Source organism: Flavobacterium ardleyense (assembly GCF_033547075.1).
GTDB lineage: Bacteria > Bacteroidota > Bacteroidia > Flavobacteriales > Flavobacteriaceae > Flavobacterium > Flavobacterium ardleyense_A.
This window is the reverse complement of the sequence record NZ_CP137891.1, coordinates 1,982,321-1,998,996: the sequence shown is the minus strand read 5'-3', so window position 1 is coordinate 1,998,996 and position 16,676 is coordinate 1,982,321. Positions and strand designations below refer to the sequence as shown.

15 protein-coding genes and 1 riboswitch are annotated in these 16,676 nt (G+C 35.6%); of the genes, 10 read left to right on the top strand and 5 right to left on the bottom strand.

Features of this window, described 5'->3' with window-relative positions; all coding sequences use genetic code 11:
* Positions 1-144: 144 nt before the first annotated feature.
* The 3 genes from SBO79_RS08645 to SBO79_RS08635 form a co-directional block, all read right to left on the bottom strand.
* Positions 145-387, bottom strand: coding sequence for a hypothetical protein (locus tag SBO79_RS08645; RefSeq protein ID WP_318640018.1), 243 nt, complete (start codon positions 385-387; stop codon positions 145-147).
* 128 nt (positions 388-515) lie between these two features.
* The gene (locus SBO79_RS08640) at positions 516-1,004 is read right to left on the bottom strand and encodes a nucleoside deaminase (protein WP_318640017.1); all 489 of its coding nucleotides are present in this window, start codon (positions 1,002-1,004) and stop codon (positions 516-518) included.
* A gap of 52 nt (positions 1,005-1,056) precedes the next feature.
* A complete protein-coding gene (locus SBO79_RS08635) occupies positions 1,057-2,229 on the bottom strand; it encodes an MFS transporter (protein WP_318640016.1) in 1,173 nt (390 codons plus the stop codon).
* 301 nt (positions 2,230-2,530) lie between these two features.
* Here SBO79_RS08635 and SBO79_RS08630 point away from each other — a divergent pair, with 301 nt between their 5' ends.
* The 5 genes from SBO79_RS08630 to SBO79_RS08610 all read left to right on the top strand — a co-directional run bounded on the left by SBO79_RS08630 (position 2,531) and on the right by SBO79_RS08610 (position 7,630).
* Positions 2,531-3,685 (top strand): lycopene cyclase family protein, encoded by a 1,155-nt coding sequence (locus SBO79_RS08630; RefSeq protein ID WP_318640015.1) that lies wholly within the window; start codon positions 2,531-2,533, stop codon positions 3,683-3,685.
* A gap of 167 nt (positions 3,686-3,852) precedes the next feature.
* The gene (locus tag SBO79_RS08625) at positions 3,853-4,542 is read left to right on the top strand and encodes a TetR family transcriptional regulator C-terminal domain-containing protein (protein WP_318640014.1); all 690 of its coding nucleotides are present in this window, start codon (positions 3,853-3,855) and stop codon (positions 4,540-4,542) included.
* 27 nt (positions 4,543-4,569) lie between these two features.
* Positions 4,570-5,880, top strand: coding sequence for an ABC1 kinase family protein (locus SBO79_RS08620; protein ID WP_318640013.1), 1,311 nt, complete (start codon positions 4,570-4,572; stop codon positions 5,878-5,880).
* Positions 5,881-6,006: 126 nt separating this feature from the next.
* A complete protein-coding gene (locus tag SBO79_RS08615) occupies positions 6,007-6,981 on the top strand; it encodes an ABC transporter ATP-binding protein (RefSeq protein WP_318640012.1) in 975 nt (324 codons plus the stop codon).
* An 82-nt stretch (positions 6,982-7,063) separates the two neighbouring features.
* The gene (locus SBO79_RS08610; RefSeq protein WP_318640011.1) at positions 7,064-7,630 is read left to right on the top strand and encodes an anthranilate synthase component II; all 567 of its coding nucleotides are present in this window, start codon (positions 7,064-7,066) and stop codon (positions 7,628-7,630) included.
* 82 nt (positions 7,631-7,712) lie between these two features.
* On the opposite strand, the gene SBO79_RS08605 is transcribed toward SBO79_RS08610, so the two are convergent.
* Together SBO79_RS08605 and SBO79_RS08600 are read right to left on the bottom strand one after the other, a co-directional pair.
* The gene (locus SBO79_RS08605) at positions 7,713-8,825 is read right to left on the bottom strand and encodes a T9SS type A sorting domain-containing protein (RefSeq protein ID WP_318640010.1); all 1,113 of its coding nucleotides are present in this window, start codon (positions 8,823-8,825) and stop codon (positions 7,713-7,715) included.
* A gap of 114 nt (positions 8,826-8,939) precedes the next feature.
* Positions 8,940-9,124, bottom strand: a riboswitch (cobalamin riboswitch).
* Between the two features lie 265 nt (positions 9,125-9,389).
* Positions 9,390-10,835: a leucyl aminopeptidase family protein gene (locus SBO79_RS08600; protein ID WP_318640009.1), complete on the bottom strand. Its 1,446-nt coding sequence runs from the start codon at positions 10,833-10,835 to the stop codon at positions 9,390-9,392.
* Positions 10,836-11,131: 296 nt separating this feature from the next.
* Between SBO79_RS08600 and SBO79_RS08595 the strand changes: the two genes are divergently transcribed.
* The 5 genes from SBO79_RS08595 to SBO79_RS08575 all read left to right on the top strand — a co-directional run bounded on the left by SBO79_RS08595 (position 11,132) and on the right by SBO79_RS08575 (position 16,564).
* Complete coding sequence (locus tag SBO79_RS08595) at positions 11,132-11,845, top strand: VIT1/CCC1 transporter family protein (protein WP_318640008.1); 714 nt, start codon at positions 11,132-11,134, stop codon at positions 11,843-11,845.
* A 17-nt stretch (positions 11,846-11,862) separates the two neighbouring features.
* Positions 11,863-12,363: a GreA/GreB family elongation factor gene (locus tag SBO79_RS08590; protein WP_318640007.1), complete on the top strand. Its 501-nt coding sequence runs from the start codon at positions 11,863-11,865 to the stop codon at positions 12,361-12,363.
* Positions 12,364-12,655: 292 nt separating this feature from the next.
* A complete protein-coding gene (locus SBO79_RS08585) occupies positions 12,656-13,351 on the top strand; it encodes an SDR family NAD(P)-dependent oxidoreductase (RefSeq protein WP_318640006.1) in 696 nt (231 codons plus the stop codon).
* A gap of 295 nt (positions 13,352-13,646) precedes the next feature.
* Positions 13,647-14,765 (top strand): mechanosensitive ion channel family protein, encoded by a 1,119-nt coding sequence (locus SBO79_RS08580; protein WP_318640005.1) that lies wholly within the window; start codon positions 13,647-13,649, stop codon positions 14,763-14,765.
* 392 nt (positions 14,766-15,157) lie between these two features.
* Positions 15,158-16,564, top strand: coding sequence for a trimethylamine monooxygenase (locus tag SBO79_RS08575; protein ID WP_318640004.1), 1,407 nt, complete (start codon positions 15,158-15,160; stop codon positions 16,562-16,564).
* Positions 16,565-16,676: the final 112 nt, after the last annotated feature.

The window sequence follows — 16,676 nt, the reverse complement described above, 5'->3', positions numbered from 1 at the left end:
TTGATATAGCCTGAATATTTCGATAATTCACTTCAGAATTCTTTCATTAATTTTGATAAAGAGCAAACTCTAGATCAAATAAAAAACTTCCCTAAAACAAAATGTTTTAGGGAAGTTTTCTTTTTAATTAATCTAGCTCCCGAATTACTTTTCAAAGTACATTTCCTTAAAAAATTGGGCACGCCAAAAAGGAAGTAGAATTTTATAGAAATCTTTCTTCTTCATTAAACCTTTAGCTATTAATCGGTAGTAATCTACAAATATTCTGTAAATCACATAACCAATTAATAAACCACCAGCTAAAGCATTATTTCCTGATTCCGAAATCATATAAATTATAGGGAAAGGAAGGAAAATAAAGATATAATAAATTACAAGATTTTTCATATCGGTTGATTTTAACAGTTGGGGTAAAAAGAACTTTTGAGCTTAATTTTAAAAACTTAATACAACACTAAGTTAATCATTTTCAAGATCATGACACATTAAAAAATCTTATTTTTAGCACTAAATTTCTACTTCTGATAAAAACGTTTCTGAATACTTTTTATTTCTTCTAATAAATCTCCTTCTGCAGGTCCTCGAACTTCTACATTCTTAATTACATCTTCTACTTTTATATATATCAGTTTTGAATGTGATGCGCCAAATTCCTTTTGCCATTCAAAAAGCTGTTCGCCTGAACTTAAATATACCAATGTTCCTATTCCTACCAATCCGTGAGCACCAGAACACATGGTACAATGCTCACCACTGGTGTACATTGTAGTTGAGGCAATTTCTTCAGCATTCAGATTATCTGCTGCCCAACGCGCCATTTCAACTTCTGGATGCGCTAAGACATTTAATTCGTTCGCGCGATTTCTGCCCTCTGCAATTATTTTTCCATCTTTGTCAACTAGAACAGATCCAAAGGGCGCATCACCAGCTTCTAGCGATTCGGTTGCTAGTTCAATACATCTTTTTAGATATTTTTCGTCTTTCGCTTCTATCTTCTTAGCCATAATTTTTCTTTCAATAAATTAATATATTTCATAATCTCAAACAGATTTATTTTTAAATTATCTTTCTTTCTCTCTTCTGAAATACGAGATGCACCACCAAAATCAAAACTGATAATATAAGTCCCAGAGCTCCTACTCCGGTCCATCCGTAATTTTTCCAAGCCTCGGCACCCAAGACCGTCCCTACTGCTCCACCAATGAAAAATCCTACCATATAAATGGTGTTGACTCGATTTCTCGCCTCAGGATTTTTAGAGAAAATAATATTCTGATTGGTTATATGCAAAGCTTGCATTCCTAAATCTACCAAAATTACTCCAGCAATCAAACCAATAATCGAATGTGCAGAGAAGTAAAAAATCACCCAAGAAATAATCAACAGCAAGGCCGAGTAAATAAGTATTTTGTTGGAACTCACTCGATTATTCATTTTCCCTACCACTGTTGCGGCAAGTGCTCCAACCACTCCGAATAATCCAAAAGCTCCCGTAATACCACTTCCGTAACCAAAATTATCTTCCATCAAGAAAACCAAAGTTGTCCAAAACGCACTCAATCCCGCAAACGCCAATGCAGCGCGCAGTGTTGCAATTCTCAAGGTTGGTTCGGTTTTAAAATAATGCCAAAGGCTTTTCATCAAACTTCCGTAGGTACCTTTATAACTAGGAGTAATTGTTGGCAGTTTAAATTTTAATAAAATGAAAAGTGCCACCATAATCACAACCGCAGCATAATACATCGTGCGCCAGCCAAACTGATCTCCAACCCAGCCACTCAAAACTCGGCTTCCTAGAATTCCAATTAGAAGTCCGCTCATTACAATTCCCACCGCTCTACCTCTGCCCTTTTCATCGCTCAGCGCTGCTGCCATTGGCACAAATAATTGTGGTAAAGAAGATGTGAATCCAATAAAAAAACTGCTAATAATAAGCAGCATCAAACTATCAGAAAGTGCCGCAGCAATCAGAGACGCAATCATCAGAATAAAATCGATTTGCAATATTTTGGTATTCGAAACCTTATCTCCCAGCGGAATTATAAACAAAAGTCCCAATGCATATCCAATTTGCGTGGACAAAGCGACGTTGCTTACTGCAGAATCCGAAACTCCAAATGTGGTTGCTATCTGATGCAATAAAGGCTGATTATAATATAAATTTGCCACTACCAATCCCGCAGAAATGCTCATTAAATATAAAATCGGATTGCTTAAAGTTTGTTTCATAAAGAATTTGAAGTGCTATTTACAAACACTATTTAAATTAAAAGTTTTGGCTTTCGCCGAATATATTCAGAGCTTAACAAAAAACTTAACGCTTGATCGTAAAATTACTTTTTTAAAGTAAGCACTTTCGGTTCGAAAACAATAAAGTTCTATAAAAATTCCATTCTTAACGTAAGATTAAGCGTTCTATCCACAGCTTTCCTACAGATATTGATTCAAAAATTACTACCTTTCCTTTTCTGAATTTTGAACTAAACAGTAAACAGAAGTTTACAAATACTTCATGATCAATCTGAAATTAATGAAATACGATTATATCATCGCTGGCTCTGGATGTGCTGGTTTGAGTTTACTTTATACGATTCTGAATCAGCCAAAACTATCGGACAAAAAAATTTTAGTTTTGGACCGAGATCATAAAACTGAAAACGATAGGACTTGGTGTTTCTGGGAAAAAAAGCCTGGCCTTTTTGAACCAATCGTATATCATAAATGGGATAATCTTATTTTTAAAACCGAAAAATTTACCAAGCAGTTTCACCTTGAAGATTACAGTTATAAGATGATTCGCGGAATTGATTTCTACGAAAACGTGCTGGCTTTCGCCAAAAAATTTCCAAATGTAGAATTTTTTTACGGTGGAATTGAAAATCTTGATGAATCTGAAGAAAGCGCTTCGGTAACTGTCGATGGCAAAGTATTTACCGCGGATTACATCTTCAATTCAACTTCTTTGTTTCATCCAACCATAGATAAATCAAATACATTACTTCAGCACTTTGAAGGTTGGGTGATCAAAACTGATTCTCCAAAATTTGATAATACTGTGGGAACACTTATGGACTTTTCTGTTGGTCAAGAAAACGGCGCTACTTTTATGTATGTACTTCCAACTTCTGAAACGGAGGCATTGATTGAGTACACTTTATTTAGCCCTGAGCTATTAAAAAAAGAAGATTACAAAACGGCAATCAAAAAGTATTTGAAAGAAGATTTAGCGATTGAAAACTACGAAATTCAACATACCGAATTTGGAGTAATCCCGATGACGATGGCGAAATTTGAGAGATTTAAATCAATTGAATCTAGAATAATAAACATCGGAACGGCTGGAGGTTTTACTAAAGCAAGTAGTGGTTATACTTTTCAATTTATCCAGAAGAATTCAGAAGAAATTGTAAATAGACTTCTTGAAAACAAATCTCCCACGAAAGCGCTTTCTATTAGCGACAAGATTTTCAATTGGTACGACCGAACATTATTAGAAGTTTTAATTAGCAAAAAAGCGACTGGAAAAGAGATTTTCAGCACAATGTTTGGAAAACTGAATCCAACTAAGATAATTCCATTTTTGGGCAACGAAAGTTCTCTGCTTACCGACATTCAAATAATGAAAACGCTTCCAATAGTGCCTTTTCTAAAAGCGGGAATAAAGCAGTTGTATTTTAAAAAGTAAAAATTAGAGCGCTGACGTTCAGCATTTCACATTATTTTTAGATAACAAAAGATTATATTAGATATTTCTCATATTATAACTCATTTCACGCTTTACTTTAACAATTGTTTCTAATTAATAAAATATATAGGTGGTAACTTTACGTAGTCAAATAAAAACCAACCACTATGGCCGCCGCAAAGAAAAACACATTCGAAAACTTACCAGTAGCTGAATCTCCAATCAAATTAGATGAAAATCAGATAATTGCCCTCTATATGGAGGACTTTATGGAAAATGGCGAAGAACCAAAAAACGTTTACAGTTTCTGTAAAAAAATTGGTTTAAGCGATACAGATTTTTATATGCATTTTGGCTCGCTACAAAATCTTAAACAAGATATTTGGGTTAAGTTTTTTGAGAATGCAATCCTTACAATTTCACAAGAACAAGTGTATGCAACTTACACACCAAAAAACAAACTCCTTACATTATATTATACGCTATTTGAAATTTTGACTTTAAATAGATCATATGTTTTGGCAACGCTTAAAGAAAACGAAGAAGGTTTGAAGAATTTGAATCAGCTTAAAAAGATGCGTCATTTCTTTAAAGACTTCGTGAATAATATTATTCAGTCAGATAATCCGAACAATTCGAAATTTAAAAATGCTACAGAGCCAATCTATAGCGAAGGATCTTGGGTTCAGTTTATGTTTATCTTGAAATTCTGGTTGGAGGATAATTCAAAAGGATTTGAAAAAACAGATATTATCATTGAAAAATCTGTGAACACAGTAGTTGATTTATTGGATACTAAGCCTTTGGACAATATTATTGACCTTGGAAAATTTCTTTGGAAAGAACGCAAAATGTAAACTAGATTATTTTACAAAAAACACTTAATGAAAACATTAGATAAAATTCCTACTACAAAGATTGAGCGGGCTGGGCAACTAGTTAAAACTGGACTCAAAATTGGCGGAAATTATATTTCATACTATGGCGAAAAGATGGTTAATCCATCCTTAAACCGCGATAAACTGAATGAAAATAACGCTGAAGATATTTACGACGGATTGAAAAATCTGAAAGGAAGTGCTCTAAAGGTTGCACAGATGTTGAGTATGGACAAAAGCATTATGCCACGACAGTATGTTGAAAAATTTTCTCTGTCGCAGTTTTCTGTACCCCCTTTGTCTGCACCACTTGTACGTAGAACATTTAAAAAATATCTTGGAAAATTTCCAGAAGAAATTTACGATGAGTTTAGTCCAGATTCAATCAACGCGGCAAGTATTGGCCAAGTGCACCAAGCGATGAAAGATGGGAAGAAACTTGCGGTAAAAATTCAATATCCTGGCGTTGCCGAAAGTATTAGTTCAGATCTTGCTTTGGTGAAACCAATAGCCATCAAGATGTTTAATCTTCAAGGAAAAGATTCGGAAAAATATTTTCAAGAAGTAGAAAGCAAATTGCTAGAAGAAACAGATTATGAGTTGGAACTTCGTCAGAGTATTGAGATTGCCACTGCCTGTGGACACATTCCAAATCTTAGATTTCCAAAATACTATCCTGAATTGTCTTCTGCAAAGACTTTAACTATGGATTGGATTGATGGTTTGCATTTATCTGAATTTGCTGCCGCGAATACTGATGCTGCACTTGGTGACAGAATTGGTCAAGCATTGTGGGATTTCTATATGTATCAAATTCACGTTCTTAAACAAGTTCACGCAGATCCGCATCCAGGGAATTTCTTGATTGACAAAGAAGGTCAATTGATTGCTATTGATTTTGGTTGTATTAAAATTGTTCCAGAAGATTTTTATGTTCCATATTTTGAACTTGCAAATCCTAACGTTATTAACAACCCTGAACGATTTACAGAAAAATTATATGAGTTAGAGATTTTACGATTGGATGATAGTGCGGAGGAAGTTGCTTACTTTAAAAGATTGTTTCACCAAATGCTTTCCCTTTTTACAAAACCTTTCCACACAGAAAATTTTGACTTTTCAGACGAAGTGTTTTTTGCTAGCATTGCTGAAATGGGAGAAGAATTTGCCAAAGATACACAGTTGCGTAAGATGAATGGTAACCGTGGATCAAGACATTTTTTGTACATAAACAGAACATTTTTTGGACTTTATAATTTGCTACACGATCTCAAAGCAAGAATATCGACTAATGATTTTAAAAATTACATCAAGTAAGGTTTCAAAACAATAAATACATTCTACTAAGAGCGAAATTGCAAATGCATTTCGCTCTTTTTTATTATAATCGTATCTTTGAAATCTTTCAATATTCAATCAGTTTTAAAAAAACTCCTTCTATAAATGTTAACTATTAGCGATCTCTCATTTTCGTACGAGACAGAAAAAGTTTTGTCAGGTATAAATTTAAGCATGAAACAAGGCGAAAATATTTCGCTCATTGGCGAAAGCGGTTGCGGAAAAAGCACCTTGTTGAAATTGATTTATGGTTTATATGATGTAAATTCTGGAGAAATAATTTTCGATGATAAAAAACTTTTGGGTCCTAAATTCAATCTGGTTCCCGGACATGACAACATCAAATATCTTGCACAAGATTTTGATTTGATGCCCTATACAACCGTAGCTGAAAACGTTGGTAAATTTATTTCGAATGTCGATAAGGAGTACAAAAATCAACGCGTTGCTGAACTACTTTCTATGGTCGAAATGACAGAATATGCAGATAAAAAAGCAAAGAATTTAAGCGGTGGTGAGCAACAACGTGTTGCACTTGCGCGCGTCCTTGCCGTTGAACCACAGCTATTACTTCTCGACGAACCTTTTAGTAATATTGATAGTTTTCGCAAAGGCTCGCTAAGGCGAAATCTTTTTGCCTATCTCAAGTCGAAGAACATCAGCTGTATTGTCGCAACCCACGACAGTACAGATGCGCTGTCTTTCTCTGACAAGACAGTGGTTTTAAAAAAAGGAGAACTTCAAGATTTTGGCGCTTCCGCCGATGTGTTTCTGCAACCTAAAAATAAATATGTTGCGTCATTATACGGCGAAGTCAATACAATTGCCCTTACCGAATTAATGAGCGAATATGAAGGCGAAGAAGAGATTTTGGTTTATCCTCATGAATTATTTCCAGCAGAAGAGTCGCCATTAGTGGTGGTGGTCAAAGACTGCTATTTCAAAGGAAATGGCTATTTGATTAAAGCGGCACGCAACAGAAAAGCGTTATTCTTTGATTATCCAACTCAGTTGCCGATAAACGCGGAAATAGCTCTCTCCATAGACGTTGAGACAATTAAGCTACGACTGAGTGAATAATTTTTAAAAGGCTTTCGCCAAATATATGCAGACCGCTTACAAAAATTGAGAATTAAACGTTATCCTATTGCCAGTATATCAAATGAAAAAAGTCCTTGTAATCGACAGCTACGACAGCTTCACATTTAATCTTGTTCATTATATTCAGTCCTTTGATTATGAAGTGACGGTTTATAGAAACGATCGATTTGATATAGAAGATGTGCAGTATTTTGATAAAATTGTCTTGTCGCCAGGTCCAGGAATTCCTGATGAAGCAGGATTGCTGAAAGATGTAATCAGAACTTATGCCGCAGAAAAAAGTATTCTAGGAATTTGCTTGGGACTGCAAGCAATTGGAGAAGTTTTTGGAGGTAAATTAATTAATCTCGAAAAAGTATACCACGGCGTTTCTACCATAGCGAAAGTTGTTGTCGCTAATGAAATTCTATTTGAAGGACTCGAAAAGGAATTTTTGGTTGGCAGATACCATTCGTGGGTAATCGAAAATAATTTACCTGAGTCTCTAGAAGTCACTGCGATTGATGATCAAAATCAAATTATGGCCTTGAGGCATAAAATATACGACGTGAGAGCAGTACAATTTCATCCAGAAAGTGTGCTTACGCCAAACGGAAAAACGATTATCGGAAATTGGTTGAAAAGCTAATTGAAGATATTTTTATAAAGCAGAAAAGCGGTCAAGAAAATTTCAAAAATTTTCTTGACCGCTTTTTAAATATTAGAGGAATTTATTTTTTGATAAATCTCTTTGTAATTGATTGAGAATTGTTTGACAATTTTAGGATGTAAACTCCCGAAGCCAAATTTTCAACATTCACAGAATTTCCTGTTGTAGAGATTACCTCTGCTCCCATCATATTGTACACGCTAACAGTTTCAAAAATTTCATTTGATGAAATTGAAATTGTTGATGATGCTGGATTTGGATAAATTGAGAAATTACTAGCAGTAAAAGTTTCTGTACCAAGCAATGCAACATTCGCATTTTGAGGCGTGATTGGTCTGATATTTCCATATCTAAATCCAAGCAAAGTATTTTCTGGAATTACAGTAGTTGTATTAGCAACCGATTTCCAATTAGAAAGGTTGGTACCTCCAAACAACATCCACTGGGCGTCAGTTGTATTTACAGCAGAATTGTCAAAGTAGCTAGCCTCAATTACAGCAGTTTCAGTATATTCAAATTGAAAACTTGAGGTAAAGTCTTCAAGTATCTGCATTGCGTAATCTGCGGTCATCTCTCCTTCATATAATAAATTTGTAGCGTAAGAATCTGCAACGCCGTCCGTTTCAGTTCCGAAATCTACAATTACCATAATACTTTTTGTGCCAGATCCTGTTGTTGCAGTAATGTTTGCAGTATCTAACCACAGAGAACTATAAGCTGCAATTGGAGTTATTGGCGCCTCTGCTGTTGGATTTGAGAATCCATAAGAAAGTCCATACCAAAATCCATTTTCTACATCCGAGCCAATTCCGCCATTCATACCCAAAGTGTTTAAAGAATCACCTTGCCATGTGCTCCACCAATCTGGATCGCTACCTTCGGCATTATGGTCGTTGTAGTAGACATCATTTAAGAAGCCACCCGTTTGATCAATAGTAAAAGCAGGTTCTGCAGCTTGTACCGCAGTTAGAATGTCAAGCATTATTGGCTCATCTGCTGCATTGTATCGATAGCCCCACGCATACGAACGATCTTCTGTCCCATCTTTAAAGTCTACCACGAGATACGCAGTTTGATCGCCTGTACCTACGAAGAATTTAACGTCTTGAGATGTAAACTGTGCAAAAATCATTTGCGAAACGAGAAGTAAGAATACTAGAGTAATTCTTTTCATAACTATATAAAATTTAAAGTTTTGCGCTGGAAACTTTGTGGTTTGATAGTTACAATAGGAAGAGAATCCTTTTAAAGATTTGCTTAGCTAATGTACTTTTCTTCCCGAAAGTTCAATTAAATAATTGTGAAGGCAGGTCTCCTGGCTTGCATCTTTTTGTTGACCTTCCCGAAAAACTGAATTTCAGTGGTTTAAGTAATAACAAAAAGTTTGGTAGCTTACAGTTGCGGGTACAGCTCAAGAACTAACTTGATTCCCTATTAATGAACAAAAGTTCAACCTTCGCGGGGCAAAGATAGCTTTATTAAATAGATTTCAAAGTCGAAGATTTTAATTATTGTAATACGGAGATTGCGTTAGGGATTGTAGCGAACCCGAGCAAAGCGAACTGCCGAAGCAAATCCTTTTTGGTCTTTTTCTGACCAAAAAGATTGGGAGTGGAAAACCCGGCCTGCAAGGCAACGCCCAAAAAAAAAGCAGGCAAATTAAACTTAAAAGTCAACCTGCCTGCAACTCCCAACTTCCCCTAAAAAGAAGGGAGTTTTTATTTAAATCCTAGAAAATCTAGACGTTTTTAGCAAGTTCATTTTGAATAAACTGATAGATAAGACGCACGCCAACAGCCGAAGCACCTTGTTGTTTGTAATCTGAATCTTTGTTTTCCAGGTACGAAGCACCGGCTATATCCAAGTGAATCCATGGATAATCTGTAAAATGTTCTAAGAATTTTCCAGCAGTGGTTGCACCACCAATTGGTCCACCGATATTTTTAAGATCTGCAACGTTCGATTTAAGTAATTTCTCATACTCCTTCCAGAAAGGAAGTTGTACCAAACGCTCATAAACCGTGTCTCCAGCAACCATTAATTTATCCATATTTTCTTGTGAATTTCCAGCCATTGCAACTCCGAAAGTACCAGTAATTGCAGCCGAAGCTCCAGTTAAAGTTGCCATATCGATCACAAGTTGAGGATTGAATTTCTTAGCATAAGTTAAGGCATCGGCTAGGACAAGACGACCCTCAGCATCGGTGTTTAGAACTTCGACAGTCGTGCCATCCATCATCGTAATAATATCATCTACGACAAGCGCTTTTCCAGAAATCATATTGTCGGTAGCTGGCACAAGTCCAATTACATAATATGGAATTTCATTCATTGCAAGTGCAGCAACAGTCCCTAAGACCGCAGCACCACCAGCCATATCTGCTTTCATACCTACCATATTACCACCCACTTTCACGGAATAACCTCCAGTATCAAACATTACACCTTTTCCTACTAGAACCAAAGGTTTTTCGTTTACTGCATTTGCAGGTTTATGAGTAAAAATATTAAAAGTTGCAGGAGTTTCAGAACCTTGATTTACACCAAGAAGTCCACCCATCTTCAATTTTTTAATTTCTTCTTGATGCAGAACTTTAGTTTCGAAACCAAATTTTTCTGCCATAGCTTCCGCTAAAGATGAAAAGCTGAGAGCATTAAGTTTGTTAAGAGGTTCGTTGACCATTGTGCGCACCATTCCAACCGAAGTTGTTAGTGATTGCAGATCTTTTAAAGATTTTGCGGTTATTGCAGAATCAGAAATTGTGACCATTATTTTAAAAGCCTTTTGCTTTTTCAAGTATTTTTCGAAAATATAGCTTGAAAGAATCATTCCTTCTAAAAAAGCATTTTTTTGTTCTTCTGATCCATCAAATTCTACAATTATAGCAGTTTCGATCTTATTAGTTTGCAAAAGGTTGGTCACATTTCCACCAAGACAACGCCAGTCTTCAAGACCATTCTGAGTAGAAATTACTATAATTTCTGTTTGCTGTGCGTAGTTTAGAAAAACTTGATCAGTTTCCTTTTCGAAAGCAGAAAATACTTGACTTTTGAGAGAATCTGAAAGTCCGAGTGCATTGAGGTTCTCTTGTTTGTTTATAATTTTGATTAGCGTAGATCTTTTTTCGCTGATCTGATCGGCTGTACCGATCTGTACTTCTAGATTAAGATAATTCTGAATCATTTTTAATATATTAATGAGATTAATTTTAGAATGCGGCGATTTTGTAGTTTTTAAAACTGCAAAAATGGTAGAGAATTAAAAATTTCGTCCAGCACAAACTTACTGCTATTTTAAAGACCATACCGAGATTCGTATCTGAATATTTACTTAAAATGCGTTGTTAAGCTGATATCACGTATTAAATTATTCAGCACGGAGATAAAAATTTGACCTATTCTATTTCACAGTAATTAGTAAAAATTAAAGTGTTTTTGTAGCTTTAGCTTTTAATAAATTTCAACAATCACAAACAAGATATGGCATTAGAAACCGAGCACCTAGAAGATTATATGCACAACCACTATATACATCGAAGTAATTGGCTTCGTGCGGCAGTTCTGGGTGCGAATGACGGAATACTTTCGACTGCAAGTTTGGCAATTGGAGTTGCTGCGGCCACAAGTTCTCGAGAAGCCATTGTTCTCGCAACAGTTGCAGGAGTAGTGGCCGGTGCATTATCAATGGCGGCTGGAGAATATGTTTCAGTAAGTTCGCAAACCGATATAGAAGATGCAGATATTGCTAGAGAAAAAATTGAACTTGAAACTATGCCTGAATTAGAGTTGCAGCGACTTGCTGATATTTACGAATCTCGTGGTTTGAAAAAGGAAACTGCGATGATTGTAGCGCTTGAACTTACTGAACACGATGTTTTGGGAGCTCACGTGCGTGACGAACTTGGAATTACAGATACGTCCAAAGCAAATCCTTTGCAAGCTGCATTGGCTTCGGGAGCAGCTTTCATAGTTGGAGGTGCTATTCCGTTGCTTGTCGTTTTGTTTATGGCTATAGAAAGTTTGGAATATTATATTTACGGGTTTGCTCTGCTATTTTTAATTACTCTTGGAGCAATTTCTGCAAAAACTGGCGGCGCCGATCCAATGAAAGCCATCATTAGAGTTACGTTTTGGGGCACGGCAGCAATGGGATTATCAGCGCTTGTAGGATACATTTTCGGTGTATCAGTTTAATAATTAATAATTAAATTATGAGTAGAGGGTTTGTAAGAGAAGATGATCAGGAAGAATTACCGATTGTGCCACCGAGAGCAGATTTACCCGACGGACAAATTAATTATGTGACGCAAGTTGGGTACGATCAACTACTAGCCGAACGAAAAATGTTGACTCAAAAACGTGAGGATTTGGACAAAACTAGTGAAACAGATCATCGGATAGCTGTAAATCATATCAATGCAGTAATCACCTTGCTGAATACAAGAATAGCTACCGCACAAATAATTAAGCTCGACGATCAGCCTTTAGACCAAGTTCGCTTTGGAGCTACGATAACACTAATTATCAATGGTGGAAAGCAAAAACAAAAGTTCCAGATTGTAGGAGTTGACGAAGCCGATATTAAAAAAATGAAAATCGCATTCACTTCTCCATTAGCCAAAATTTTAATCGAAAAGAAAGTTGGGGATAAGGCAATTTTGAAATTGGAAAAGGAAGACAGGGCTTTTGAAATAGTTGGGATTGAGTATTGAAGTTAGCTGTTAGCTGTTAGCTGTTAGCTGTTAGCTGTTAGCTGTTAGCTGTTAGCTTATTTAAAAATTTGATTTTAATTCCTCAATGAAAGGTTACGAATTTCTTTACTATTTGGAAAAAAAAAGCTTTCCAAAAAAACAAGAATCGTCAAAGCTAATGTCATAAAGCTAAAGGCTGATTGCTGATTGCTGATTGCTGATTGCTAATCTTTTACTAATCCTTCTCAAAATGGGTTATGAAGCCCTAAATTTAGAGTACTCAAAATTATTTCATTCGAAATCAAAAATTACTATGGCAAATTATTTTATCGTCGGAGCTTCTTCTGGTATTGGCAAGCAGTTAGCAACTCAACTTTCAGAAGCTGGACACAAAGTTTTTGGAACTTTTAATAAAACAGCGGTTTCCGAAAATATTTCAAATGTTGAATATCATTCGATGGATGTATTGGCGGAAGTAAATGTTGACTTTCTACCTGAAACAATTGATGCCCTAATTTATTGTCCAGGATCTATAAACCTTAAACCTTTTACAAGAATTAAGGTGGCAGACTTCCTTTCGGATTTTGATTTGCAAGTTGGTGGTGCAGTAAAGGTCATTCAGGCGGTATTGCCTAGATTAAAAGCAGCAGAACATTCGTCGATAGTATTATTTTCTACAGTCGCAGTTCAGACAGGACTCCCATTTCACACACAGGTTGCCGCTAGCAAAGGCGCTATCGAAGGACTTACAAAATCGTTGGCGGCAGAATTTGCTCCAAAGATTCGTGTAAACTGTATTGCACCTTCTTTGACAGATACGCCACTGGCAGCAATGCTTTTGAACAATGATCAGAAAAAAGACGCCAACGCCGAAAGACATCCACTGAAAAGAATTGGAAGAACAGAAGATATTGCGAATATGGCTGAATTTTTAATTTCGGATAAAGCTGCTTGGATTACGGGACAGATTATGCACGTTGATGGTGGAATGTCAACGGTGAAGTCGTAATTATATATAGATTCTTGATTGAAATTGTTGGCTCTAATCTATGATGAGTGGTTAGTGGCAGAAATTGCCATGAATAAAGGTGTCATTACTAGCATAAAATCAAATTATGAAGTACCCCCTGCTCAGCACTACCTAAAGGTGCGAAGATTTATGTTTGGCTTTATGCAAAAAAGTAGCCTATACGCTCAGAAGTGCGAGATAGGCTTTTTTATGTCCATAATATTTTTTTAACCATCTATTATTAACACCCATAGTTCATACTTTTGCATTTATTATAACTTGAACGATACATATTATGCAAGAAATTATAAGTCAATATGCTGACGAATTGGCAAACAGTGCTTTCGTAATTTTTCTCACCCTCCTACTCATGTACGCTACGAGCTGGACCATGAAAAAAATTATAGCTAATACTACAGATAAACATCCTAATGCGCCAATAGAAACCTTTGATTTGGTTCGCAGAATCTTGAATGCGCTGTGGCTAGTACTGGGAATTATGATCCTATATTTAATTATTTTTGGAACTAAAAATATTGCTGAAAGTAAATCTCATTTTAAATTAATTATTTACATTGGTGTGGTATCAATTGCGACTATTGTACTGGCCTCCACCATAAATGTTTGGTTTATACGTAGTATCGAGAAAAAAGTTCGCGAGAAAGAAGACCCTACATCTTTCAAGTTTTTGCGCTATATAGCAGTTTTTCTTGTCTATTTTGTAGGTCTGTTATTTTGTCTCATTGCTTTTCCCTCTCTAAAGGGAGTTTCTCAAACTGCACTCGGCGGTGCTGGAGTATTAGCATTAATTGCTGGTGTTGCATCTCAGGAAGCACTTTCAAATCTTGTAGGAGGTGTTTTTATTGTTGCCTTCAAGCCTTTTAAGATTGGAGATACCATCGAAATAAGTGGCTCTTTGGTGGGAGTTGTTACCGATATTACCTTACGTCATACTGTGATTAAAAATTTTGCAAATAAAATGATCGTAATTCCAAATGCAATAATTAACAAAGAGAAATTATTGAATTATGATTTAAATGAGCAAAAAATTTGTGAAAGAATCGAAATCGGAATTTCTTATGATAGTAATGTACAATTGGCAAAGAAAATTCTTCAAGAGGAATGTTTAAATCATCCTTTATTGTTTGATGTTCGTTCTGGTGCGATGCGCAAGAAAAACCTTCCTATTGTAAAGGTCGCACTGATTTCACTTAATGATTCATCTGTAACAATTAGGGCGTGGGCTTGGGCTCGAAACTATGATCATGCTTTTGACATGAAGTGTGATATCCTTGAAAGTGTTAAACTACGGTTTGAAAATGAGGGGATAAAATTGCCATTCCCTACTCACACAGTTTATATTAATAAGGTGGAAAACAACGAATCAGATTTCGCAGCAGTTCCAAAGACATAAATGCTTTATATATCGTTTTCGAAAATTAGACTACTCAAAATTTAAATTATTTACCTGAAATCTTTTTTAGGTATTGTACTGAAATGCGGGCTTTATGGCTAATTAGCATTGCCGCAGCGCGGTTATTCTTTGATTTCTGACTTATTTTTCTTATATTTGCACTATCACGATCCATTATATAATAGACGAGATTATATCATATAGCTTATTAATAGCTGTCTTCACAACCATTCAATTAAAATTTCAATTGAATAACCTTGAAACCTCAAGTTTAGATTTTCTAAACAATACCACAATTTTTCACTGGGTTTTAATGAAAAATTCTACTTTTTTATAAGAAGTATGCCGTCTATATATTTTGGATTTCAGAAGAATCTAAAATTCAAAAAAATATGAAATTAAGAATAGGAATCATTGGCGCTGGTCCAAGTGGATTGGCTCAACTACGTGCTTTTAAATCTGCAGAAAAAAATGGAGAGGAAATTCCAGAAATCGTTTGTTTTGAAAAACAAGAGGATTGGGGTGGACTATGGAATTATACTTGGCGCACAGGAGTGGGGAAATATGGCGAGCCAACCCATGGAAGTATGTACAAATATTTATGGTCTAATGGCCCAAAAGAGTGTTTAGAATTCTCTGATTATTCCTTTGACGAGCATTTTGGACGTCCTATTTCTTCCTATCCACCGAGACCTGTTTTATTTGATTATATACAAGGACGAGTGCGCAAAAGCGATGTGCGAAAATATATAAGATTCAATACCACTACAAGATGGGTTGAATATAACGAAAAAACAAAGCAGTTTAAAGTAATCCTTGACGACCTCGTTAATAACCGAACTTATGAAGAAATTTTTGACTATTTAGTTGTTGCATCAGGACACTTTTCTACTCCAAATATGCCTTACTTTGAAGGTATTGAAGATTTTCCAGGAATTGTAATGCACGCCCACGACTTTAGAGGTGCAGACCAATTTAAAGATAAAAATGTGTTACTAATCGGAAGCAGTTACTCAGCGGAGGATATTGGAGTTCAAAGTTATAAGCATGGAGCCAAATCTGTTACTTTGAGTTATAGAAGTAATCCAATTGGTATGGACTGGCCTGATGGAATAAAGGAAGTACCACTAATTAAAAATTTTGAAGGAGATGTAGCGCACTTTAGCGATGGAAGTCGAGAGCAATTTGATGCCGTGGTGATGTGTACAGGATATCAGCACAAATTTCCATTCCTACCGGATAATCTTAGATTAAAGACACCAAATTGTTTGTATCCAAACAGTCTTTACAAGGGAGTTGTATTTAATAATATCCCCAACCTTCTATATTTAGGAATGCAAGATCAATATTATACATTTAATATGTTTGATGCACAAGCATGGTATGCGAGAGATATTATTCAAGGAAAAATTGAGCTTCCCTCAATTGAAAATAGACAAGCAGATATTGATTTATGGCTGAAACGCTCAAAATTAAATAAAGATCACGACGACGAGGTAGATTTTCAAACAGATTATGTTAAACAGCTTATCGCAGCTACTGATTATCCAGAGTTCGATCTTGATAAAGTAGCTATTCTATTCAAACAATGGCTAAAAGATAAGGACGAAAATATTCTAGAATACCGTGATAAAACCTATACATCTGTAATAACTGGAACAAAAGCCGAAACACATCATACCTCTTGGATTGATGAAATGGATGACAGCTTTGAAAGATATCTTTCAGAAAATCCTGATCTTCCAAGACAAAGTGCCGAGTTAAAAGAATCAAAGAAAAAAGTTGAACAAGTAGTATAGAATTGTGTAAATAATTTAAAGGCATCAATGGGAAACTGTTGGTGTCTTTTTACTTTTTCACAAAAAAATTTGACTCTATAAAATTAGTATCAGTTTGAAAACAAAGTTTATT